The organism is Flavobacterium palustre (assembly GCF_014639535.1).
GTDB lineage: Bacteria > Bacteroidota > Bacteroidia > Flavobacteriales > Flavobacteriaceae > Flavobacterium > Flavobacterium palustre.
Map to the genome: position 1 here is coordinate 426,515 of NZ_BMGA01000002.1, position 21,576 is coordinate 448,090.

The window sequence follows — 21,576 nt, forward strand, 5'->3', positions numbered from 1 at the left end:
AGAAAATAAAAACAAACACAATGGCAACATCAACATTAGGAGTAATTATAGGAAACAGAGATTTTTTCCCGGACAGTTTAGTAGAAAAAGCAAGATTTGAAATCATTGAAGTTTTTGCTAAATTAAACATCAAACCTATTTTATTAGAGAGTACTGATACCAAACTAGGCGGTGTCGAAACCTATAAAGAAGCGCAAAAATGTGCTGAATTATTCAAAAAACACCAGGATGAAATTATGGGAGTACTTGTTTTACTGCCTAATTTTGGTGATGAAAAAGGAGTAGCTGACACCTTAAAATTAGCCAACTTAAATGTTCCTGTTTTAATTCAGGCGTATCCGGATGAATTGACAAAAATGAATGTGGTAAACCGTCGTGATTCCTGGTGTGGAAAAATCTCCGTTTGCAACAATTTATACCAATACGGTATCAAATACTCATTGACAAGTCAGCATGTAATGAGTCCGTCAGATCCTATTTTCCAAAAAGACTTATTAGACTTTACTGCGGTATGCCGAGTGGTAAAAGGAATGCGTAATGTACGTATTGGTGCTATCGGTGCAAGACCGGGTGCTTTTAACACGGTTCGTTATTCTGAAAAAATATTACAAAGAAACGGTATCACGGTTACCACTGTAGATTTATCTGAAATTTTAGGAAAAGCTAACAAATTAACGGCTGATAGTCCGGCTGTAAAAAAACATCTGGAATCAATCAACGCTTACGTTGCCCAGGGAAAAACACCTAACGAAGCGATGCTTCAAATTGCAAAATTAGATGTGGTACTGAAAGATTTCATGGAAGAATACGCTTTAGACGCCACGGCAATCCAATGTTGGACTTCATTGCAACAAAACTATGGCTGTAATGTGTGTACGAGTATGAGTATCATGAGCGAAAACATGCTTCCAAGTGCTTGTGAGGTGGACGTTACAGGTACATTGAGTATGTATGCGATGCAATTGGCTTCCGGTTCACCAAGTGCATTGGTAGACTGGAATAACAACTATGCTGACGATCCTGAAAAATGCGTTTTATTCCACTGCGGAAACTGGGCAAAATCATTCCTTCCGGACATTTCATTGAGCACTGCTCCTATCTTAGGAACTACTGTGGGAGTTGAAAACACTTATGGAGCTTTGGATGGAAGAACGCCTGCTATGCCATTAACTTATGGTAGAATCAGTACTGATGACCCTAAAGGAATCATCAAAGTTTACATTGGCGAAGGTGAATTGACTAACGACGAATTGAACACTTTTGGAAACAGAGCCGTAGCCCAAATCCCGGATTTACAAGGATTGATGCAATACGTTTGTAAAAACGGATTTGAACATCACGTGGTAATGAACGCTTCAAAAACGGCAGCCATCTTAGAAGAAGCCCTTGGAAATTACATGGGTTGGGAAGTTTACAAACACTAAATAAATCAAGATGTATATCGAAAATTTAAAACGAAAATCCATTGAGAACAGAAAAAAAATTCTCAAATATATCTACAATGCCAAAGCGGGTCACACCGGAGGAAGTCTCTCTATTTTAGACATTCTGAATGTATTGTACAATGATGTGATGAACGTTTCTCCTGAGAATTTCGGTTCTAATGACAGAGACCGATTTATTCAGAGTAAAGGACATTGTGTGGAAGCTTTGTATGTGGTTTTGGCTGACAAAGGCTTTTTTCCCGAAGAAGATTTATTGACACTTTGCCAATACAACTCTCCTTACATTGGTCATCCTACCAAATCTATTCCCGGAATTGAACAAAATACTGGTGGTTTAGGTCACGGTTTGCCTATTTGTGCTGGAGCTGCTTTGGCTGCCAAAAAAGACAATTCGAAAGCTAAAGTATTTACCATTTTAGGAGATGGTGAAATGGCCGAAGGTTCTAACTGGGAAGCGATGATGTTTGCAGCACATTATAAATTGGATAATCTGTGCGCTATTTTAGATTACAACAAATTGCAAATTACTGCTCCTAACGAAGATGTGATGGGCTTAGAGCCAATTGATCAAAAACTGGAAGCCTTTGGCTGGGCAGTAAAACATGTTGACGGACATAATATAGAAAAGCTTTTAGAAACCTTCAGAGGGCTTCCTTTAGAAAATGGAAAACCTACCTTTATTATTGCGCATACTGTTAAAGGAAAAGGAATCAGCTATATGGAAAACGTATTGAAATGGCATCACGGTGTTCCATCGAAAGAGCAATACGATTTAGCTATTGAGGAATTAGACAAACAATTAGAAGAACTTGAAAACAGCTTGAAATAATGGAAGAAATAAAGACAATTGACGCCGCTAACCTTGAAGTGTTTTCTGAAGTACTTCAAAATTTAGCCGAAACAGACCGAGATATTATCGTTGTTACCAGCGATTCCCGTGGTTCAGGGAAATTAGTTCCTTTTGGACAAAAATATCCCGAACAAATTGTAGAAGTAGGTATTGCCGAACAAAACTTAGTAGGTGTTGCCACAGGATTAGCCAGCATGGGCAAAAAAGCATTTGCTGTTTCCCCGGCTTGTTTTCTTACCGCAAGAGCTTTGGAACAAATTAAAAATGACGTGGCTTATTCTGATAATCCCGTAAAACTTATCGGTATTAGTGCCGGGGTGAGTTATGGAGCATTAGGAACCACACACCATAGTTTGCACGATTATGCGGTTTTGAGAGCCATTAACAACATCAGTATTGTAGCTCCAGCCGATAATTTTGAAACTGCCGAAGCCATCAAACAAGCAGCCGAAATGCAAAGTCCAATTTACCTGCGTTTTGGTAAAAAAACAATGCCTGCCAACCTGAATCCGGAGGTAACTGATTTTAAAATCGGAAAAGGACGTGTCATTCAGGAAGGAAACGATTTGACGTTTATTGCGACTGGTGAAGCCGTACTTCCTTGTGTGGAAGCAGCGAAACTATTGAAAAAAGAGCATAATATCTCCTGTAAAATCATCAGTTTACACACTATTAAACCTTTGGATACCGAATTATTACTAGATTCTGCTTCCAACGGAAAACCAGTTATTACAGTGGAAGAACATTCTGTAAATGGCGGATTGGGCGAAGCTGTGGCTTCTTTATTATTCCAAAATGGTTTTACCAATAAATTCAAAATTGTAGGATTACCGGATGATCACACGGTTTCGGGTTCGCAAATCGAAATTTTCAATCATTATGGTATTTCAGCCGAAGGATTAAAAAATACTGCTTTAAACACAATCAACCTATGAAGATAAAACAGCTTTCCTTACTTATTTTAACTGTAATTTTTGTTTTTGGATGTTCTTCGAAAGAGAAGTCTGAAAAGCCTAAAATTGCAGTTGTGGTTTCGACATTGAACAATCCCTGGTTTGTGATGCTGGCCGAATCAGCTGCTGAAAATGCCAAAAAGTTAGGTTATGAAGCCAAAATTTTCGATTCGCAAAACAATCCTGCTATCGAATCGGACAATTTTGAGAACCTTATTTCTTCGGGTTATGATGCAATTCTGTTAAACCCAACTGATTCTGACGGTTCTATTTCGAATATCTTAAAGGCTAAAACAGCCGGAATTCCGGTTTTTTGCATGGACAGAGAAGTAAATGCCGATGATGCCGCTACCAGCCAGATTCTTTCAGACAATTATTCGGGTTGTGTGGCTATCGGAATCGAATTTGTAAAAGAATTAAAAGAAAAAGGAAAGTATGTAGAAATTCTGGGCTTGGTGGGTGATAACAACACCTGGGCGCGTTCAGGAGGATTCCATTCGGTGGTGGATAAATTTCCAAACCTAAAGATGGTAGCGCAACAAAGTGGCGATTTCGACCGAAATAAAGCTATGGAAGTTTTAGAAACAATCCTTCAGGCTAATCCTGATATTGATGGTGTTTTTTGTGGTAATGATGCGATGGCAATGGGTGCTTTTCAGGCCTTACAAGCAGCTGGAAAAGAAACTAAAGTTAAAATTTTCGGATTTGATGGTGCCAGCGATGTTGTTGAAAAAATCAGAGAAAAGAAAATTGTGGCTACAGGCATGCAATTTCCTAAAGTGATGGCTCAAACCGCTGCCCAATATGCAGATGAATATTTTAAAGGAAGAAAAGTGTTTCCTCAAAGAGTTCCTGTAGAAGTTGAATTAGTTAATGCAGCAAACATTAAAGACTATTAATATGAAAAAAAAGTATTTATATATTTTAGCTTTCGTAATCATTGCCATTTTAGGATACAATTCAGTTTATTTCAAAAAGCTGAGTGATGTCAAAAATGCAAACAAGGAAAATTTCGACTTTAAAGCTTACGCTGATTCCATTTACTACAAAGGGATTCTGAAAAGCAAAAAAACGATTGCTCTGACCAATTTGATTGCTTCGGTAAAAACCAATCAGGATGAGGCATTTAAAAAATACGGAAACCGACTTGGAATAGGAAATTCGGCTTATTTTATGATTAAAAGCACCGGAAAAATCATCGATATCAAAGACGGAATTTACACTATTGCTGACGAAAAAAATGGTGTGGTTTACATTGATACCAAATACATTTTCGGGAATGCTTTAAGAGATGCTTCGGGCTTAGTAAAACTGACCGATTTTAAAACCAATGCTCAATTCAACAAAGTTTCAGAATCTTTAAATGATATTGTTCGAAATGAAGTTGTACCAAAAGAAATCAAAAAAGTAAAAATTGGCGACAGCATTTCGTTTTCAGGAGCCATCAAATTAAGCAAAAAACAAATTTTGTTTACCGATCTTTTAATTATTCCATCACAAATTAAACTGCAGTAAATTGTTAGAAGCAATTAACATATCGAAAGAATTCCCGGGTGTAAAAGCACTGAATCAGGTCAATTTCAAATTTTATCCTGCCAAAGTCAATGCCATATTGGGAGAAAACGGTGCGGGAAAATCTACCTTGCTAAAAATTTTGACAGGGGTTTACACGCAATACGATGGCGAAATTCAATTAAATGGAAAAACGGTTTCTTTTTCGAGTATCAAAGAAGCACAAAATGCCGGAATTGCTATTATTCATCAGGAATTGAATTTAATCCCTGAGTTGAGTGTAACCGAAAATTTATTCCTGGGAAGAGAAATTAAAACTGCATTCGGACTTTTGGATTCTCAAAAAATGGAAACGGAAGCCAAACGGATTTTTGAAAAAATTCAATTGAATGTCAATCCGAAAACCTTAGTACAACAGCTGAAAGTAGGAGAACAACAATTAATTGAAATTGCCAAAGCACTGCTTTGTAATGCCGATGTGATTTTGATGGACGAACCTACTTCTGCCCTGAGCGACAAAGAAATAGACAACCTACACCGCATTATTTATGAGCTAAAAAAAGAAGGCAAAACCATTGTTTACATTTCTCATAAAATGGAGGAATTATTCAAAATTGCTGAACATTATACCGTTTTAAGAGACGGGAACAGCATTGATGCCGGTGAAATGAAAGACACTACCGAGCAGGAATTAATTCGGAAAATGGTAGGGCGTGATGTGCTTATCGAAAGAAAAAACAGCACAAATCATTTTCCAAACACCATTTTGAAAGTTGACAAACTCAACCTGATGCATCCAAATGATAAGAAAAGAAAATTGCTTCACGATATTTCTTTCGAATTAAAAAAAGGAGAAATTCTGGGGATATTTGGATTGATGGGAGCCGGCAGAACCGAACTTTTAGAAACCATCTTTGGCATGCACCCTTCAAACAGTGAGTATGCTTTAGAAATTGACGAGAAAAACACTTTTCACAAAAAACCGAAAGATGCCATTGCAAACCGATTGGCTTTTGTAACCGAAGACCGTAAAACCGAAGGATTAGTGTTGGGAATGGATATTGCTGAAAATATCAGTCTGACTAATTTGCCTACGTTTGGGCTTTTAAGTCCTTCAAAAGACAAAACTTCGTCACAGGATTATATCGAAAAATTACGCATCAAAACACCATCTGAAATGCAGTTGTGCCAGAATTTAAGTGGTGGAAATCAGCAAAAAGTAGTTTTAGCCAAATGGCTCGCAACCAATCCTCAGATTTTAATGATGGATGAGCCAACGCGCGGAATCGATATCAACGCCAAAAATGAAATTTACAATCTAATAAAAGATCTCGCAGCCAACCAAATGAGTATCATTTTAGTTTCTTCTGAAATTCCCGAAATACTAGCGCTTTCGGACAGAATTTTAGTAATGGCCGAAGGAAAGATTAAAGCTTCCTATTTAGCCGCAGAAGCCAATGAAGATAAATTATTAAAATCAGCCTTACCTGAATAATTATGACTATATCCTTAAACCACCCTATTATCAAAAAATCGCAATCGTTGATTGCACTGTTTCTTTTGTGTCTGTTTATCAGTTTGTTGTCTGATAAATTCATGACCAGCACGAATCTTTGGAATGTATTAAGACAAATCTCTGTGAATGTTTGTATTTCTGTTGGAATGACCTTAGTGGTTTTAATGGCAGGAATAGACTTATCCGTAGGTTCTGTTTTAGGTCTTACCGCAGCAATTTGCGCCGGACTATTAAAAAGCGGACTCTCTTTTGAATCCATGGATTTATTTGTAGGCTTTAGCGTTTTAGGAGCTATTTTAGCAGCCATACTTATCGGAATGGCCTTAGGTCTTTTCAACGGCTGGGTGATTACTAAATTCTCCATTCCTCCTTTTGTGGCAACACTGGCCATGTTAACCATTGCCCGTGGATTAACGATGCTTTATACAGCAGGTATCCCAATTTCTAATTTAGGACCTGAATTTGAATTCATTGGATCGGGTTGGATTTTAGGCATTCCGGTACCGGTTTGGATTTCGCTCTTTATGGTTCTGATTGTTGTTTTCTTAACTAAAAAAACAACTTTCGGAAGATACATTTATGCTATCGGAGGAAATGAAAAAGCAGCATTTTTATCTGGAATCAGCATCAATAAAATCAAATTAGCTGTTTATGGAATTGCCGGAATGATGGCAGCTGTAGGTGGAATATTAGTCACTTCAAGACTAAACTCAGCCCAACCGAATGCCGGTATGAGTTACGAACTGGATTCCATTGCAGCGGTGGTTATCGGTGGTACTTCACTGTCAGGCGGTGTGGGAACCGTTGCAGGAACTGTTATTGGTGCTGTAATTATTGGAGTTTTAAATAACGGACTGGTTTTACTGGATGTATCGCCTTTTTGGCAGCAGGTAGTAAAAGGAATCGTTATTTTATTGGCGGTGATTATTGACAAAATGAATCAGAAAAATAAATAAAACATTTTATTCTTTTTCACCATTAAGAAATTAAGAAAATTTAGGCTCAATGCTCCTTAACTTCTTAATGGTAAAACAATGTCACACTGAGCTTGTCGAAGTGCTTTCAAAACTGAAATTATTTTAAATATTTTTCTTTTTTGCTTGATCAAAAAAGAAACAAAAAAATCAAGTCTTACACTTCCTCGTCGGTCAAATTAGTTTTCGAATGCTAAAAGAAAAGAACTCGCTACGCTCAAACAGCTTTTCTTTTTACGCATTCTTCAAACATTTGACACTCGACTGCGGAAGCTAAGGACAACATCACAACAACAATTTGATTTATAATTGAAAATGAAAAAATATATTCTCGCGATAGACCAGGGTACCAGCAGTACCAAAACCATACTTTTTGACGAATCAGGTCAGGCTGCAGCCAAAGGCAGCGTCGATTTAAAAACCGATTATTTTGACAATGGTTTTGTCGAACAAAATCCCGAAGCCATTTTTCAAAATGTATTGGATTCGGTAACCGAATGTCTGAACGATTTCACAAAAAAAAGTCTGAATATTTCCGATATTGTTTCCTGTGGTATCAGCAATCAAAGGGAAACTTTTATCCTTTGGGACAAAGACGGAAAAGCCCTGGCTCCGGCGGTAGTTTGGGCCTGCAAGCGTTCGATAAATGTGTGTACGGATTTAATCGAAAAAGGGCAAAATGATTTTATCAAACTAAAAACAGGTTTGTTATTAGACCCGTATTTTTCAGGAACCAAATTGCTTTGGCTTTTGGAAAACGACTCCGAATTAAAACAAAAAGTAACCAACGGAGAAGTATATTTCGGAACGGTGGACTGCTGGCTTTTGTATAAACTAAGTAATGGAACCCAATTCAAAACCGATTATACCAATGCGTCCCGAACCTTGCTTTTCAATATCCATACTTTACAATGGGATGCTGAAATACTTGAAAAATGGGGATTGTCTAATTTAAACTTACCGCAACCCTGCCCTTCTTCCCATGATTTTGGAACAGTAAATTGGAGTGAAATTTTAAAATTAGATCAAAACTTTTCTATTCCGATGACATCGTTGATTGGCGATTCGCATGCGGCGACTTTTGGAGAAGGCTGTTTCGAAAAAGGCACTGCCAAAGTCACTCTGGGAACCGGAAGTTCGATTATGATGAATATTGGCGACAAAGCTGTTTTATCTAACTCGGGAATGTTGACTACGATTTGCTGGAGTACCGAAGACCGCGTGGATTATGCACTGGAAGGAGCCATCGTTTCCTGTGGTTCGACTATTGAATGGCTTAAAAACGAATTGCAATTGTTCTCCTCTCCTGCCGAAACCGCTGCCATGGCAACAGCTATAAATGACAATGCAGGTGTTTACTTGATTCCTGCTTTCAGCGGACTGGGAGCACCACACTGGCAAATGAGCCGTAAAGCTTCTATTGAAGGAATGACTTTTGGAACCACTAAAAATCATATTGTCAGAGCCGCCTTGGAAAGTATTCCGTACCAAATAAAAGATGTAGTGCAGGCAATGGAAAAAGACATGCAGGCCGCATTAAAATCAATATCGGTAAACGGAGGAATGACCCAAAATCAATTTGTAATTCATTTCCTTGTCGATTTATTAGGGATTCCATTAAACAAACAAAAGAACCCGGACGTTTCTGCCTTGGGAGCAGCTTATTTATCCGGATTAAAAAGTGGTGTTTATGAAAGTATTGAACAACTTTCGGCAATTAATAAAAGCCAAACCGAACAGGTTTTAGCTAACACTAGTAACGATTTACCAACTAATGGTTATAAGGGTTGGAAGGAAAAAATTGCTAAATTTTAGAATTGAGAAGGCAGAACGCAGAAGGCAGATTTCAGACTTCAAAATATAAAAAGCAGAAAACAGATTTTCAGAAAATATATAATACCCATTTACAGCCGTTTTTAAAGCGGCTGTTTTTGTGTATGTAAGAAATATTTTTACTTTTGTGTAGCGTAAAAAATAATACGCATGAATTAATATAAAAGCATGCGCATAACATTCCAGATTAGAGTAAAACTAGTTTAGTTTATGCGTGTATAAACTAGTTAGCGGTAATTTTAGGACGAAACACTTACATGAACCAACTCAATAATTAAAAAATAAACTTATGGCAACAACATACCATGAAAACGGAAAAATAAAATGGAGTGACTCCGGAACTGCTTATCATGACAATGGTAAAATAGCCTATTCATCATCAGGAACAGCATACCATGACAATGGAAAAATTGCTTATTCATCATCTGGGACTGCTTATCATGACAATGGAAAGATAGCATATTCATCTTCAGGCACTGCTTATCATTCAAATGGTAAAATTGCTTATTCATCATCTGGAACAGCTTATCACGACAATGGAAAAATTGCTTATTCTTCCTCAGGAACATTTTATGATTCAAATGGGCGAATAGTAAAAAAATCTAGCTTTAGTATAAGCCTAGGAAAAGGAATAACACTAAATATTATTCCCAATATTAAAATTACAGTTTACGGAAGAAAAATAAATTAAATACCATGGCTTTTAACTGGACATGTCCTCACTGCAACACTAGGACCACTATCAATAATGATAATTTCAGTTCTTCTGAAAATTCAATGACAATTAAAAATGCTGAAGGAAATAGACTAATTCGAAATGAGTGGATAGTTTGCCCAAATGAAGACTGCAAAAAAATCACTTTGATAGCAGCATTGTTTGAATATAATTGGAGACCAAATATTTGGGAAACAGGTGAGTTAATAAGACATTGGCGACTACTTCCAGATTCTTACGCCAAAGTATTCCCCGACTACATTCCAAAAGTTCTTAGAAACGATTATGAAGAAGCGGCTAAAATTCTTGAGCTAAGTCCAAAAGCATCTGCTACACTTTCAAGACGTTGCTTACAAGGCATAATTCGTGATTTTTGGGGTATTTCTAAAGCAAGACTCGTTGACGAAATAAATGCTATTGAAGATAAGGTAGACCCACTTACTTGGAAGTCTATTGATTCAGTTCGCAAAGTTGGAAATATTGGTGCTCATATGGAAAAGGACATCAACTTGATAATTGATGTTGACCCAGAAGAAGCATTTTTATTGCTTCAATTAATTGAACTCCTATTTGAAGAGTGGTATATTCATCGTCATGAACGAGAACTGAAATTAAAAGCTATTGTCGAACTCGCTGAACGGAAAGACGAACTTAAAAAGAAATAAAAACTACCGCTAACAGGCGTTTGGCCCCCCACTGGCGCTCGTTTACAACGAGTGCCTACTTACATTAAAAAACAAATCGTAGCATTTGCAATGCGGTAAATTAAAACATTACTTAATGAGATACTATCCCGACCGCGCGGATATATCAACGCAACGATAGCGCGGAAATGTTTTCCGTGCCCACAACAGTGAGCAATCGAATACTTTATAGAGTTACCTAATGAGATGCTTCCTTCGTCAGCATGACAAGATTACGGTAAGGTTTATTAAATTTGTTAAATCCCAGCTCAGGTGAAGTCTCCCGACTTCGTCACACAATTATCTATTTAGTGTTGACGATTTTCATATTGACTTTATGCAGCAACAAAACAAAAAATACAGCTAAAAATATGGCAGCAACAAGCGACAGTTTGACTTTTAGAAATGGATATTCTGAAGTGAATGGTCTGAAAATGTATTATGAAATCCACGGACAGGGAAAACCCATTGTTTTAATTCACGGTGGTGGTTCAACAATTCAGACCAATTTTGAAAAAATCATTCCGATACTTGCCCAAAACAGACTAGTAATTGCTGTTGAACTTCAGGCTCACGGACGTACAAATGACCGAAATGCGGACCTATCATTTGAACAGGACGCAGACGATGTTGCCAAATTTCTTAAAAATTTAAAGATTACTAAAGCAGACTTTTTAGGTTTTAGCAATGGTGGGACAACTACATTACAAATCGCTATTCGCCACCCTGAAGCAGTTGACAAAATAATTTTAGCTTCAGCACTTGCCAAACGAAACGGAGTTCCTGAATGGTTTTGGGAATTTATGGAAAATGCCAAATTGGAAAACATGCCCGAACTTTTAAAAGTGGGCTACAAAAAAGTAGCCGCAGATGCCAATGGTTTACAAGTTATGCACGACAGGGATGCCAAGAGAATGCTAAACTTCAAAGACATTCCGGACGAGCAAATTAAATCTATTAAAGCACCTACTTTAATCATTATTGGCGACAAAGACATTATCACTCCGGAACACGCTATTGAATTGCACAGACAAATTGCAAACGCTGAATTAGCAATCATTCCGGGTGGACACGGACAATATATTGGAGAAATCACAACAATAACAGCTGATTTTAAGGAAAGTGAACTTGTAATTCCAATGATTGAAAAATTCCTAAATAAATAATACTTAAAAATACGAACAGAAAAAGGGCAAACTGCTATCCTTTGTTCGTTCGAGAGCAGTTGAGAATCTCTAATAAACACAAAAAACATCTCGACTGCTCTCGATGTGACATTGCGCCAAATAAATTCTGCTAAGATTTGAAAATGCTGTAAAATAGCTTTTTTATTCCTATTTTCGTTCCTCGAAATACTCGTTTTCTGAAAAGAACGATTTACAATAAAAAACAATACAATGACTAAATTTACGAGAGAAATAGACAACGAAAATGTATGGTTGTCTCAAAATAACCAAACCGAATTTAATATTACGGATTATGGCGTAAAACCAATTGTTCTTGGTACTGAAGCCGAGGTGGGACAAGCCATGTTACAGGAACTATACAAAACGGCACAATCTAAAGAAGGCGATATTAATATTGCGCTGCTGGGTGGCCGAGGAGCTCAGGAGTTACACCGTTTGCTGGGAGCCTTAGCCCAAACATCAGAACAGGATGAGTTATTGGGCCGATTAAATGTGTTTACTCAGGATGCCTTGGCTCCTTTGGGAATGAAAAATAGCTTTAGTTTTGTGAGAGATTTTGAGCGTATTTTAGGAGAGGCTTTTTTCAAAAAAATAAAAAGCTTTACACCTATGCAAACCGATACTCAGGATATCGAGTCGGCTTTGATTGCCTATTTGAATAAACTGGAAGAGTTGGGTGGTTTGGATATCTTTTTTATTGGTCATGGACCGGAAGAAAATGAGGCCTCTCACCTTGCCTACATCAAACCTTTTTCGGGAGCAAAACCGCAACATATTGCAGGTATTATCCCAATTTCCAGTAGTATTTTAGAACACCACATTAGCAAGTTTAAAGCCGGTGGAAGTCTTGTCAATGAAAGCGATGAAATGGAATGTAGAGCGGCTCAGTATATTCTGACTTTAGGACCGGCTGCCATTTTACAGGCCAAAAAGATTGTTCAGTCTGTAGTCGATGCCGATTCAGCTCCTGCTAAAGTTAAAACTTATGCTAACGTACTTAACACCAAATTGAGTTTCAACAAAGAGGAAGCTTTGGAACAATTAAATACCAATCCGGGCTTATGGATACGATTGCATCAAAATACCAAATCTTTTGTACTGCCGAATTTAGGTGTATAATAGCAAATAAACCACCCCGCCTGTCGGGCACACTCCAAAGGCGGGTGTTTCTCAATAAAATCTTACCACAGCAATACAAGTTGTTTCCAGCGGGAGTCATACTTCACAAAAACACAAAAAACCAATACTAGTCAACAACTTAATCAATTCAATAGCAGCTCTATATTGGTATTTATTTAAAAACACAACATTTCGTTTTTTACTAGTCAGTTGACAATAATTAGCTATTAATTTCCAAAAAAAATCCTAAAGTTTCCTAATTTAAAGTTATAAAACTGACTGATTTTTTTAGCTTGATTATTTTTATTTTACTTTAGTTTTTTAAATTAAATAAAATGAAGAAACTAATTGTAATCTTAAGTATAATCGTTCTGGCTGGATGTAAATCAAAAAAAGTTACTCAAAGTGAAAAAACAGATGAAGTTGTCAAACTAACTTTGAACCAAATTAATAGCGGTCAAAAAAATAAAGCCTACGAATTAGGAAAACGTGTTTTAATGACCTGTAATACTTCTAAATTCAAGCCATTTACAACCAGCGAAGCCACAACATCAGTCATCAACAATATCACTATTGAAAAACTCTCCAAAACCTGTACTAAATACCGACAATGGTACGGCACTTTCAAAGATTTGGAATTAGCAGAAGTCTACCAAAACACCAAAGACCAAACAACAATCTATCGTTTTAAGGCTTTGTATTCTAAAAAAGTAGCCAACAAAGAACTGCGTGTTTTTATGAATTCTGAAAATTTAGTATCGGCCATAAAAACATCCGATTGGGCTACCACTTTTTCGTATAATAAATAAAAAATTATAAAACGACTCATTGAGAGAAATACAATAACAATCGCTTAAAAACAAAGACAATACTACAGGAGTTCAAATCAAAACTTCTATTCTTTACACTGAAACAATTTCACTATAAACTAAAAAAGGAATACCGTTTAAAACAGTATTCCTTTTTTATATTATCAGCAAAACGCTTAAAATTTAGTTTCTCTTATTGCCACGTCCTTTAAGTTCCACAATTGCTTCTACATCTCTTGCTTTAGCATTGTTTAAAGACCCTAACTGTTGGCGTTGTTCAGAAGTAAGCGTACTTCTAAACTCTTCTCTTAAAGCTCTCACACTTTCTTTATTAGCAGTAATTATAGCTCGTTGTTCAGCTGTAAAAGTAGCTGCCAAAGCGGCAAAAATATCCTTTTTACTCAAATCAGTATTCTCTAAAATAGCTAATTGTGCCTCTGTAAGTGATGCTTTAAATGCTTCTCTATTAGCAGCAATTAAATCTTTTTGAGCTTTTAAAAGTGCTACCTGATCTGCTGTTAATACCGCACCATGACTATCTGTCTCTGCCGTTACTTCTGTTGTCGTAGTAACTTCTGTAGTTGGTGCTGTATCAGTAGTAGGAGTTGTGTCTTGTGCTTTTGCATTGGAAAGCCCTAAAAAAAGACAGAATACGAATACGGAAATTGATTTTAATGTTTTCATCTTTACTATTTTTTAAAATAATTTATTAATATGTTATTGTTGAACGTTCATTCTATTAGACCCCTGTTTTTTAAAAAAGTTTTATTTCAAAATAAAAAAAAGCGGTTCTTATAAAATACAACTACAAATCAAACAAATAAGACATCGATACATTAAAAAAACCGGTACTCTTCAAATCTGTCTCATCTCCTATTGCTGTTGGTAAATTAATGGTATATCCTACCCCAACATCAAATGAATTATAACTAAATTCCAATGGAAAATTTAGCTGTGTATTTATCATACTAAAAACATCATTTTCACTGTACTCGGTAACTAATTGTCCAAAACGCATATAAGAACGGGCAAGTTCAACTGTTTGTTTTCCTGCAACCAAATTGATTTGTGGTCTGAAATCTAATTTGGTCTTAGTGGTTTTAAACAGGTTGAATGCCACAAAACTGGTTGAAGCGATTTGAAAAGAATCATCATTCCCAAACAAGTAAGATCCAGACAAGGACGTTCCAAGAGTTCTTTTTTTATTTTTTATTCCAATGGAAACACTGATATCATTAGTAAATAAATTATCCAAATCATTGTGATAAAAATATCTCGAATAAGAAAGGGAATAACGATAGGTTTTCTTTTTTCCGAAATTTTTCCCGTAACCAATTGTTGCTGTCGTTAAATCCCATTTGGGATCAAACTCACTATAATAAATACCCGATACACTTCCGTATAAACCGGAATAATGTAAATATGTAACTCTGGGACTGATGTTGAATTGATCGATTCCTATATCCCTACCCGAAAAATAAGTGTCGTCATTATAATTTACGGTAAGATATAAAAACTGATATTTAGAATATGATGCGAGAAAAGAATCAATAATTTGATTTTGTTCTAAAAGATCATCAATAAGAGCATCGGTTTTATTTTCTTTAGGTTTCGTTTCCTGAGAAAAAGAAATATAAAAAACAGAAAGGCAGAATAATAAAGTTAAGTTTTTTTTCATCTGGAACATTATTAAACAGCAAGTGATTGAAAATATTCAACCACTTACTTCTTTTATTTTGAATTGTTTTTATTTAGTTTCGTTTGTGCAAACGATTTCTGGATTCCTGAACTGATTCCCTAATTTTTCGCTCATTCAGTAAGCGTATTTGTTGGCGTTGCTCTTCGGTAAGCGAATTCCTGAATGCTTCTTTAAGCTGTTTGGCTTTTTCCTTACTATCAGCCAAAAGTTGTTTTTGGTCATTGGTTAACGAAGACAATAATGCAGCCTGCTGCTGTTTAGCATTTAGTTTTGGATTGGCTAAAATAGCCTGCTGTTCTGCCGAAAGGCTCGCTTTAAACGCCTCTCTATTGGCTACAATTAAATCACGTTGCGCCTTAATCAATGCTGCCTGATCGGCTGTTAATGTCTTAGGAATTGCATCACTGTTTTGCGCCTCCACATTGGAGAATCCAAAAAGAAAAAACAGAATAACACTAATTTTATATAATAATTTCATTATAATTTATTTTAAATATCTTCTAACATATAATTGTTTACCGATTCATTTATTTCATTTTCTTCCATAAATAATGACTCGACAACAATATCATTTTCAACAGATTTTACATTACTTGATGTTGAAATACTTCCTGATTCTTTGGTTAAAACAACATCTGTTTGACTGTCTTTTGAATAAACAGCGGGAGAATCAGTTACAACTACTTTTTCGGTTGAAGTATTTACAACAGAATCCACAACCACTGTAGGAGAATCATTAAAATTCAATACCGAAAATGGTTTATAAACCGTTATCCCAAGAATTAAAACAATAGAAGCTGCGACTATCCATGTACTTCTTTTTCTGTACATTGGAATTATTTTAGATTCTTGCTTAACTAAAACCTTCGATAGAATTTCACTTTTTGATTTAGCAAAATAATCTTCCGGTACATGCAAACCAAGTTCTTCAGAATGCTTTTTTTTCAGGTTTTCGTTGTTCAACTCGTGCAAATTCAAATCCGAATTAATATTTTTTGATGTTTTCATGATGTCATTTATTTTGTTACACACCCTGCGGTGATAGTATTCATTTCCAGTTCTGATTCTTAATTCACCTCTTTATCAGAAAAATTTTCAATGTTCAGAATGTTGTTTTCTATGTGTTTTACAGTATTGTAATACGATGTTTTGAGGGTTCCCTCTTTTATATCTAAAATCTCTGAAATTTCTCTGAACTTCAAATCATCATAATATTTCATATTAAAAATTTGTCTTTGCCTTTCGGGTAATTCAGAAAGTGTTCGCTGTAATTTTACCTGAAGTTCATTCCCTTCAAAAAAAGTATCTTCCATTAAATTATCCAGATACTTTTTATTCACATCATCAATTGAAATATGGTATTTGTTTTTGTTTTGCTCCAAAAACCGAAGCGATTCATTATAAGCAATTTTGTGCATCCAGGTATATAAAGCACTCTTTTGAGAAAAATTAGGCAGGCTTTTATAAATTCTTATGAACGTATTTTGTAATACGTCATCAGCATTTTCATGTGTTATCACTAATTTTCGAATATGCCAATACAAACGTTCCTGATAAAGATCCAATAATTTTTTGAATGCTTCATCTCTTTGATTATCACAAATCAATTGGTTTATAAAATTGGTTTCGCTAGCCAAAATTCAATTTATTTAATTTTTAAAAGTACCTAAAAAAACTCATTTATCATTAGACCCATGAAATTTGAAATAGTTTTTTTAATCCGTGATTTTTTTTAAATTATCACTACAATTAATATTAAATAAATATTTTCTGATTGAATATGATTGAATTTTAGTTAAATACAGTGTATTCCCTCTAAGCTTTTTGAGATGCTTATTACTAGCTAAAGCAAAGAAAATCCGGAATTGACTGATATAAAAAAAGGTTTTGTATAAATTTAAACAACGTTATAATTCAGCAAAAGAAAATCCCCAATCCAACTCTTTTTTATACCACAATTGTCCCAGAGAAACTTCAAGCGGACAATCAAAATTATTGGTATAAAGCGCTCCGGTTCCCAGTCCCTGAGGCATCGGATTTTGTAATAAATAAGTCCATTGTGCGATGGCATTCAATCCAATATTTGACTCTAAAGCCGATGTAATCCACCAGCCAATTTGATGTTTTTCTGCCAAAGAAATCCACTCTTGTGTTCCCTTAAAACCACCTACAAAACTGGGTTTTAAAATAATGTATTGAGGCTTAATTTTTTGTAATAATTGTTCTTTTTCTTCGAATGAAAATACTCCTATTAATTCTTCGTCCAAAGCAATAGGAAAAGGAGTTGTTTTACACAACTCTGCCATACTGTCAGTGTTGTTTTTTTGAATAGGCTGCTCAATACTATGTAATTCAAATTCAGATAATTGATTTAATTTATATAAAGCTTCATTTAAACCAAAAGCACCGTTAGCATCCACTCGTATTTCTACCTGTTCAGCTGTGAAATGTTCCCGAATATAGCGCAATAATTCCAGTTCTTTTTCGAAATCTATGGCTCCAATTTTCAGTTTGACACATCGGAATCCCTGAGCCAATTTTTCTTCAATTTGTTGCTTCATAAAAGCCGCTTCACCCATCCAAATCAGCCCGTTAATTTCGATTGATTTTTTACCTTCGGTAAACCCAGAAGGAAATAGTAAAAAGGGTGTTTCACTTGCCATGGACTGAAAGGCCATTTCCACTCCAAACTGTATCGAAGGAAATTCAATTAGCGCTTCCCACAGCGCATCTTTACCCAAATGAATATTAGCGCAAGTCCATTGCAACTTTTCTTCATAATCCGGTCGGTCATCAGCACTCAAACCCCTTAAAATTCCGCACTCTCCTATTCCCTTTTTTTCGTCTTTTTCAAGAACAATAAACCAGGTTTCTTTCTCGGTCATCACACCACGGGAAGTCCCTGAAGGACGTTTAAAGTTAAGAATGTATTTATGATAAGTTGCTTTCATTTTTTTATTTAACCACAAAGAGTTTTTTACTGCAAAGAATAAGTGTTTTTACCACAAAGAGCGCTAAGTTATTCGCAAAGGTTCGCTAAGATTTTAATAATTTTCTATTGATTACGATCCAAAATTTAATTCTCTTAATCCCTTAATGGTTTAAAATCATTTACTCAACTTTAAAATTTTCTCAAAATCTTCATTTTGGATTCCTGCTTTTGCAAAAGTTTGATAATCGTCTTTAATTTTTTGAGTCCAGCTCAGGCTGTCGGTTACATTTTGATTTTGGTATTCTTTATAAATCGTTTTGGCTTTTGCATATTCGCCATTCAGCAAATAAGCGTGCGCCAAATTTAATTTAAGCAATAACTCAGCATCATCCAGTTTTTCTCCTTCTTTCAACGATTTAATCGCTTTTCCGTATTGTTTTGTCAAAAGATAAGAATAGCCCAAATTGCTATAATCTAAAGCCGTTGCTTTTCTTTGATTGACAATCTCATTGTAGTTTTTTATAGCTGAGCCGTAATCGCCTTTCTTTATATTAGCGGAAGCTTTTGCACGCAAATCATTAAAAACGGTTTTAGCAATTCCGGTTTCTTCAAAGCAACTCGCTCCATAATCTTTATATACCTTAGACTGCTCCATTGGCAGCAATTTTTGAAATTCCTTAAAAGTATATTCTTTTTGAATTTTCTCTCCAATACACACACAGAAATCGTCCGAATTAGCCATTTTTCTCGCCAAAGCCGAAGTTTTACACTGACTGATAATGTTTTTTCGGTTTTCCAAAGTCCAACCTCTGCTTAATTTAGCATCAACCCAGGGTACAACTTCTAAGACAATTTTCTGTTTCATAATCCAATTGGAACTTTCGAAACCAAAATACAATTTGCCTGCATTCGATTTAATACAAGCCGATTTATCGATAGAAAGTCGCTTAGCATCTTTGCTTAAAGGCGTATTTTGAACCAAACAGGCATCCGAAGTTCCCCCGTTAGAAATATAATCAGCAGTTAATTCTTTTTTCGAAAAAATAACGTATTTGCATTTGTCATCTCCCGAAATTTTCGATGCCAAAAAAACAGCTCCCGCCGAACCCTGACTAATTCCTGTTGGATCAGGAATCGATTTCAAAACAGAAACCAAGCTGCTCGCCATTTGTTGATTATCATCCAATAGCGTGATTCTGTAAATCAATTCGGTGGTTCCTGCCGGAAAATCGTCGGTTTCTACAATGATTCTGTCTCTGGCTGAAACAGAAATTTCTTTATAGGTCGCTCGTTCCTTGTCCCAATAACCTGTTTTTTGAGCAAATGCAGACTGATAAAAAAAGCTAATAAATAGCCCTAAAATTATTTTTTTCACGAAGTAGTTCTTATTAACTGAATCTAATTAGCCCTGATAGTAACGAAAATCCTTGATTGCTGGTGTTCAGCAAGCAAGATTGTAGTGGATAGCTAGTCCCGATAGCTATCGGGAAGCTTCTAAAAATTTTACAATTCGATACTATCTCCTATTTCAAGCAGCATCAGGTCTTTTCCTTTGTCAAAGAATTTTTGAATAACTTCTTTATGATCAATTTTGATGTAACCAAAAGTATCGTAGTGATAACCCAGAATCTTATCGCATTCCACGAAATCAGAAGCCAAAATAGCATCTTCAACGTCCATCGTAAAATTATCACCTATTGGAAAAATGGCCAAATCGAGTTTGGTGCGCATTGGAATCAATTTCATATCCATTGTCAAAGCCGTATCACCGGCGATATAAATGTTTTTATGTTCACCTTCGATAACAAAACCACCCGGATTCCCTCCGTAAGTGCCATCAGGAAACGAACTAGAATGAATGGCTGTGACATATTTCACCTTTCCAAAGTCAAAATTCCAGCTTCCACCGTGATTCATAGGATGCGACTGAAAACCTTTGGCAGCATAATAAGCTGCAATTTCCGCATTCGATACAATTACTGCATTGGTGCGTTTGGCAATTGCCTCCACATCCAAAACATGATCGCCATGAGCATGAGTCAGCAAAATATAATCGGCTTTTAAATCTTCGATATCAATATGCTCAGCCAATGGATTTCCTGAAATAAAAGGATCCACAACAATGTGCTTTCCACCCACTTTAATTCCTAAAGCAGCGTGTCCGTAATAAGTTATTTTCATTTTTATTATATTTTAATTGGTACGCAGATTTAGCGGATTTATGCAAATTAAAAAAATCAGTAATGTTCTTTATAACTGTCAACCACAAACTAAAAACTACAAACCAAGAATTTATCTTCCGCCTAAAAAGGCATTAACAATGACATCTGAAAAAAAGTAAATCATGCACAAAGACAGCAAAACTGCAAGTGCAAAAGTACTCAAAGCTAATTTTTTCAATTCAGGATCTAATTCCTTAGGATTCTGGTTTTTGCTAACCGTAATTAAATGTTTAGTTAAAGGAATGTAAGCCAATAAAAACAGGTATTGATCAAATTTGAATTCGCTTATGATTGCAAATACCAAAGTCAAAACCATTGCACCAACAATTAAAAAGTAATGGTATTTTTTAGCTTTTGCTCCGCCAATTTTTACCACAATGGTATTTTTCCCGGCTTTTTTATCGGAAGCTTCATCGCGCATATTGTTTAAATTCAAAACACCTACACTTAAAAAACCGATAGCCATAGCCGGTAAAATCAATTCGAAATCCAATTGTTTGGAATATAAAAAATTGACTCCTAAAGTACTCACCAAGCCAAAAAACACAAACACAAATAAATCACCATAACCACGGTAACCATAAGCCGTATTCCCCACCGTATAACGAATAGCCGACATAATAGCCAAAACCCCTAAAACCAAATAGAAAACAGAATAAACCAAATGCGCATAGCCAAAAGCATAATAAATCAATGCTATTGCCGAAAGTAAGGTTAAAAAAGAAGTGATAATAATAGCCCTTTTCATAGCGGCAGGAGAAATCACACCGCTCTGAATGGCGCGTTTAGGACCTACACGGTCTTCATTATCAGTACCCTTGATTCCGTCGCCATAATCGTTGGCAAAATTAGAAAGGATTTGCAAGCCCAATGTAGTTAGTATCGCAAAGCCAAAAAGCCTCCAGTTAAAAACTTCTGTAGGTGTTAATATTTCATCGGTAGGATGTGCTAAGGCATACATACTTCCCACAATTATTCCTGATACAGACAAAGGTAAGGTGCGCAATCTCGCGGCTTCAATCCAGTGTTTCATTTTATTTTTGTTAGTTGCTAAGTAACTAAGATTCTAAGTTACAAAGCATTTTATTTTTTTATAGTTACTACTCTGAATCTGCTTTCTGAGTACT

General features: G+C 35.8%; 22 protein-coding genes. 13 read left to right on the plus strand and 9 right to left on the minus strand.

What is annotated here, in order from left to right; genetic code table 11:
• Window positions 1-20 precede the first annotated feature (20 nt).
• From IEV84_RS06700 to IEV84_RS06760, 13 genes are all read left to right on the plus strand, one after another.
• Window positions 21-1,424 carry an L-fucose/L-arabinose isomerase family protein gene (locus IEV84_RS06700; protein ID WP_066328860.1) on the plus strand — a complete coding sequence of 468 codons (1,404 nt, stop codon included), beginning with the start codon at window positions 21-23 and terminating at the stop codon, window positions 1,422-1,424.
• Between the two features lie 10 nt (window positions 1,425-1,434).
• Window positions 1,435-2,274 carry a transketolase gene (locus IEV84_RS06705; protein WP_188493518.1) on the plus strand — a complete coding sequence of 280 codons (840 nt, stop codon included), beginning with the start codon at window positions 1,435-1,437 and terminating at the stop codon, window positions 2,272-2,274.
• Entirely contained in the window at window positions 2,274-3,230 is a 957-nt protein-coding gene (locus tag IEV84_RS06710) for a transketolase family protein (RefSeq protein ID WP_188493519.1), read from the plus strand. The genes IEV84_RS06705 and IEV84_RS06710 overlap by 1 nt, the downstream gene beginning before the upstream one ends.
• A complete protein-coding gene (locus tag IEV84_RS06715) occupies window positions 3,227-4,147 on the plus strand; it encodes a D-ribose ABC transporter substrate-binding protein (protein ID WP_188493520.1) in 921 nt (306 codons plus the stop codon). The genes IEV84_RS06710 and IEV84_RS06715 overlap by 4 nt, the downstream gene beginning before the upstream one ends.
• Before the next feature lies 1 nt (window position 4,148).
• Window positions 4,149-4,763 carry a DUF2291 domain-containing protein gene (locus IEV84_RS06720; RefSeq protein ID WP_188493521.1) on the plus strand — a complete coding sequence of 205 codons (615 nt, stop codon included), beginning with the start codon at window positions 4,149-4,151 and terminating at the stop codon, window positions 4,761-4,763.
• 1 nt (window position 4,764) lies between these two features.
• Window positions 4,765-6,255: a sugar ABC transporter ATP-binding protein gene (locus tag IEV84_RS06725; protein ID WP_188493522.1), complete on the plus strand. Its 1,491-nt coding sequence runs from the start codon at window positions 4,765-4,767 to the stop codon at window positions 6,253-6,255.
• 2 nt (window positions 6,256-6,257) lie between these two features.
• Window positions 6,258-7,232 (plus strand): ABC transporter permease, encoded by a 975-nt coding sequence (locus IEV84_RS06730; protein ID WP_188493523.1) that lies wholly within the window; start codon window positions 6,258-6,260, stop codon window positions 7,230-7,232.
• 333 nt (window positions 7,233-7,565) lie between these two features.
• Window positions 7,566-9,065: an FGGY family carbohydrate kinase gene (locus tag IEV84_RS06735; protein ID WP_188493524.1), complete on the plus strand. Its 1,500-nt coding sequence runs from the start codon at window positions 7,566-7,568 to the stop codon at window positions 9,063-9,065.
• Window positions 9,066-9,372: 307 nt separating this feature from the next.
• Window positions 9,373-9,774 (plus strand): hypothetical protein, encoded by a 402-nt coding sequence (locus IEV84_RS06740; RefSeq protein ID WP_188493525.1) that lies wholly within the window; start codon window positions 9,373-9,375, stop codon window positions 9,772-9,774.
• An 86-nt stretch (window positions 9,775-9,860) separates the two neighbouring features.
• A complete protein-coding gene (locus IEV84_RS06745; protein ID WP_229732627.1) occupies window positions 9,861-10,463 on the plus strand; it encodes a DUF4145 domain-containing protein in 603 nt (200 codons plus the stop codon).
• 389 nt (window positions 10,464-10,852) lie between these two features.
• Window positions 10,853-11,647: an alpha/beta fold hydrolase gene (locus IEV84_RS06750; RefSeq protein ID WP_188493527.1), complete on the plus strand. Its 795-nt coding sequence runs from the start codon at window positions 10,853-10,855 to the stop codon at window positions 11,645-11,647.
• 231 nt (window positions 11,648-11,878) lie between these two features.
• Window positions 11,879-12,787 (plus strand): hypothetical protein, encoded by a 909-nt coding sequence (locus IEV84_RS06755; RefSeq protein WP_188493528.1) that lies wholly within the window; start codon window positions 11,879-11,881, stop codon window positions 12,785-12,787.
• Window positions 12,788-13,122: 335 nt separating this feature from the next.
• On the plus strand, window positions 13,123-13,596 hold the full coding sequence (locus tag IEV84_RS06760; RefSeq protein WP_188493529.1) for a hypothetical protein: 474 nt from the start codon (window positions 13,123-13,125) through the stop codon (window positions 13,594-13,596).
• Window positions 13,597-13,779: 183 nt separating this feature from the next.
• Here IEV84_RS06760 and IEV84_RS06765 read toward each other — a convergent pair whose 3' ends face one another.
• The 9 genes from IEV84_RS06765 to menA form a co-directional block, all read right to left on the minus strand.
• Window positions 13,780-14,280, minus strand: coding sequence for a hypothetical protein (locus tag IEV84_RS06765; RefSeq protein ID WP_188493530.1), 501 nt, complete (start codon window positions 14,278-14,280; stop codon window positions 13,780-13,782).
• Between the two features lie 121 nt (window positions 14,281-14,401).
• Window positions 14,402-15,274: a hypothetical protein gene (locus IEV84_RS06770; RefSeq protein WP_188493531.1), complete on the minus strand. Its 873-nt coding sequence runs from the start codon at window positions 15,272-15,274 to the stop codon at window positions 14,402-14,404.
• Between the two features lie 73 nt (window positions 15,275-15,347).
• Complete coding sequence (locus tag IEV84_RS06775; RefSeq protein ID WP_188493532.1) at window positions 15,348-15,773, minus strand: hypothetical protein; 426 nt, start codon at window positions 15,771-15,773, stop codon at window positions 15,348-15,350.
• Window positions 15,774-15,784: 11 nt separating this feature from the next.
• On the minus strand, window positions 15,785-16,303 hold the full coding sequence (locus IEV84_RS06780) for a hypothetical protein (RefSeq protein WP_188493533.1): 519 nt from the start codon (window positions 16,301-16,303) through the stop codon (window positions 15,785-15,787).
• Between the two features lie 59 nt (window positions 16,304-16,362).
• Window positions 16,363-16,932, minus strand: a complete 570-nt coding sequence (locus IEV84_RS06785) for an RNA polymerase sigma factor (RefSeq protein WP_188493534.1) — start codon at window positions 16,930-16,932, stop codon at window positions 16,363-16,365.
• Between the two features lie 270 nt (window positions 16,933-17,202).
• The gene (locus tag IEV84_RS06790; RefSeq protein ID WP_188493535.1) at window positions 17,203-18,246 is read right to left on the minus strand and encodes an o-succinylbenzoate synthase; all 1,044 of its coding nucleotides are present in this window, start codon (window positions 18,244-18,246) and stop codon (window positions 17,203-17,205) included.
• Window positions 18,247-18,402: 156 nt separating this feature from the next.
• Entirely contained in the window at window positions 18,403-19,602 is a 1,200-nt protein-coding gene (locus IEV84_RS06795; RefSeq protein ID WP_188493536.1) for a tetratricopeptide repeat protein, read from the minus strand.
• Window positions 19,603-19,730: 128 nt separating this feature from the next.
• Window positions 19,731-20,408 carry a metal-dependent hydrolase gene (locus IEV84_RS06800; protein ID WP_188493537.1) on the minus strand — a complete coding sequence of 226 codons (678 nt, stop codon included), beginning with the start codon at window positions 20,406-20,408 and terminating at the stop codon, window positions 19,731-19,733.
• A 111-nt stretch (window positions 20,409-20,519) separates the two neighbouring features.
• Window positions 20,520-21,482 (minus strand): 1,4-dihydroxy-2-naphthoate octaprenyltransferase, encoded by a 963-nt coding sequence (menA, locus tag IEV84_RS06805; protein ID WP_188493538.1) that lies wholly within the window; start codon window positions 21,480-21,482, stop codon window positions 20,520-20,522.
• Window positions 21,483-21,576: the final 94 nt, after the last annotated feature.

Coding starts and splice junctions, on each gene's coding strand:
- IEV84_RS06700 (WP_066328860.1), top strand. CDS start 21: ATGGCAACATCAACATTAGGAGTAATTATAGGAAACAGAGATTTTTTC.
- IEV84_RS06705 (WP_188493518.1), top strand. CDS start 1,435: ATGTATATCGAAAATTTAAAACGAAAATCCATTGAGAACAGAAAAAAA.
- IEV84_RS06710 (WP_188493519.1), top strand. CDS start 2,274: ATGGAAGAAATAAAGACAATTGACGCCGCTAACCTTGAAGTGTTTTCT.
- IEV84_RS06715 (WP_188493520.1), top strand. CDS start 3,227: ATGAAGATAAAACAGCTTTCCTTACTTATTTTAACTGTAATTTTTGTT.
- IEV84_RS06720 (WP_188493521.1), top strand. CDS start 4,149: ATGAAAAAAAAGTATTTATATATTTTAGCTTTCGTAATCATTGCCATT.
- IEV84_RS06730 (WP_188493523.1), top strand. CDS start 6,258: ATGACTATATCCTTAAACCACCCTATTATCAAAAAATCGCAATCGTTG.
- IEV84_RS06735 (WP_188493524.1), top strand. CDS start 7,566: ATGAAAAAATATATTCTCGCGATAGACCAGGGTACCAGCAGTACCAAA.
- IEV84_RS06740 (WP_188493525.1), top strand. CDS start 9,373: ATGGCAACAACATACCATGAAAACGGAAAAATAAAATGGAGTGACTCC.
- IEV84_RS06745 (WP_229732627.1), top strand. CDS start 9,861: ATGACAATTAAAAATGCTGAAGGAAATAGACTAATTCGAAATGAGTGG.
- IEV84_RS06750 (WP_188493527.1), top strand. CDS start 10,853: ATGGCAGCAACAAGCGACAGTTTGACTTTTAGAAATGGATATTCTGAA.
- IEV84_RS06755 (WP_188493528.1), top strand. CDS start 11,879: ATGACTAAATTTACGAGAGAAATAGACAACGAAAATGTATGGTTGTCT.
- IEV84_RS06760 (WP_188493529.1), top strand. CDS start 13,123: ATGAAGAAACTAATTGTAATCTTAAGTATAATCGTTCTGGCTGGATGT.
- IEV84_RS06765 (WP_188493530.1), bottom strand. CDS start 14,280: ATGAAAACATTAAAATCAATTTCCGTATTCGTATTCTGTCTTTTTTTA.
- IEV84_RS06770 (WP_188493531.1), bottom strand. CDS start 15,274: ATGAAAAAAAACTTAACTTTATTATTCTGCCTTTCTGTTTTTTATATT.
- IEV84_RS06775 (WP_188493532.1), bottom strand. CDS start 15,773: ATGAAATTATTATATAAAATTAGTGTTATTCTGTTTTTTCTTTTTGGA.
- IEV84_RS06780 (WP_188493533.1), bottom strand. CDS start 16,303: ATGAAAACATCAAAAAATATTAATTCGGATTTGAATTTGCACGAGTTG.
- IEV84_RS06790 (WP_188493535.1), bottom strand. CDS start 18,246: ATGAAAGCAACTTATCATAAATACATTCTTAACTTTAAACGTCCTTCA.
- IEV84_RS06800 (WP_188493537.1), bottom strand. CDS start 20,408: ATGAAAATAACTTATTACGGACACGCTGCTTTAGGAATTAAAGTGGGT.
- menA (WP_188493538.1), bottom strand. CDS start 21,482: ATGAAACACTGGATTGAAGCCGCGAGATTGCGCACCTTACCTTTGTCT.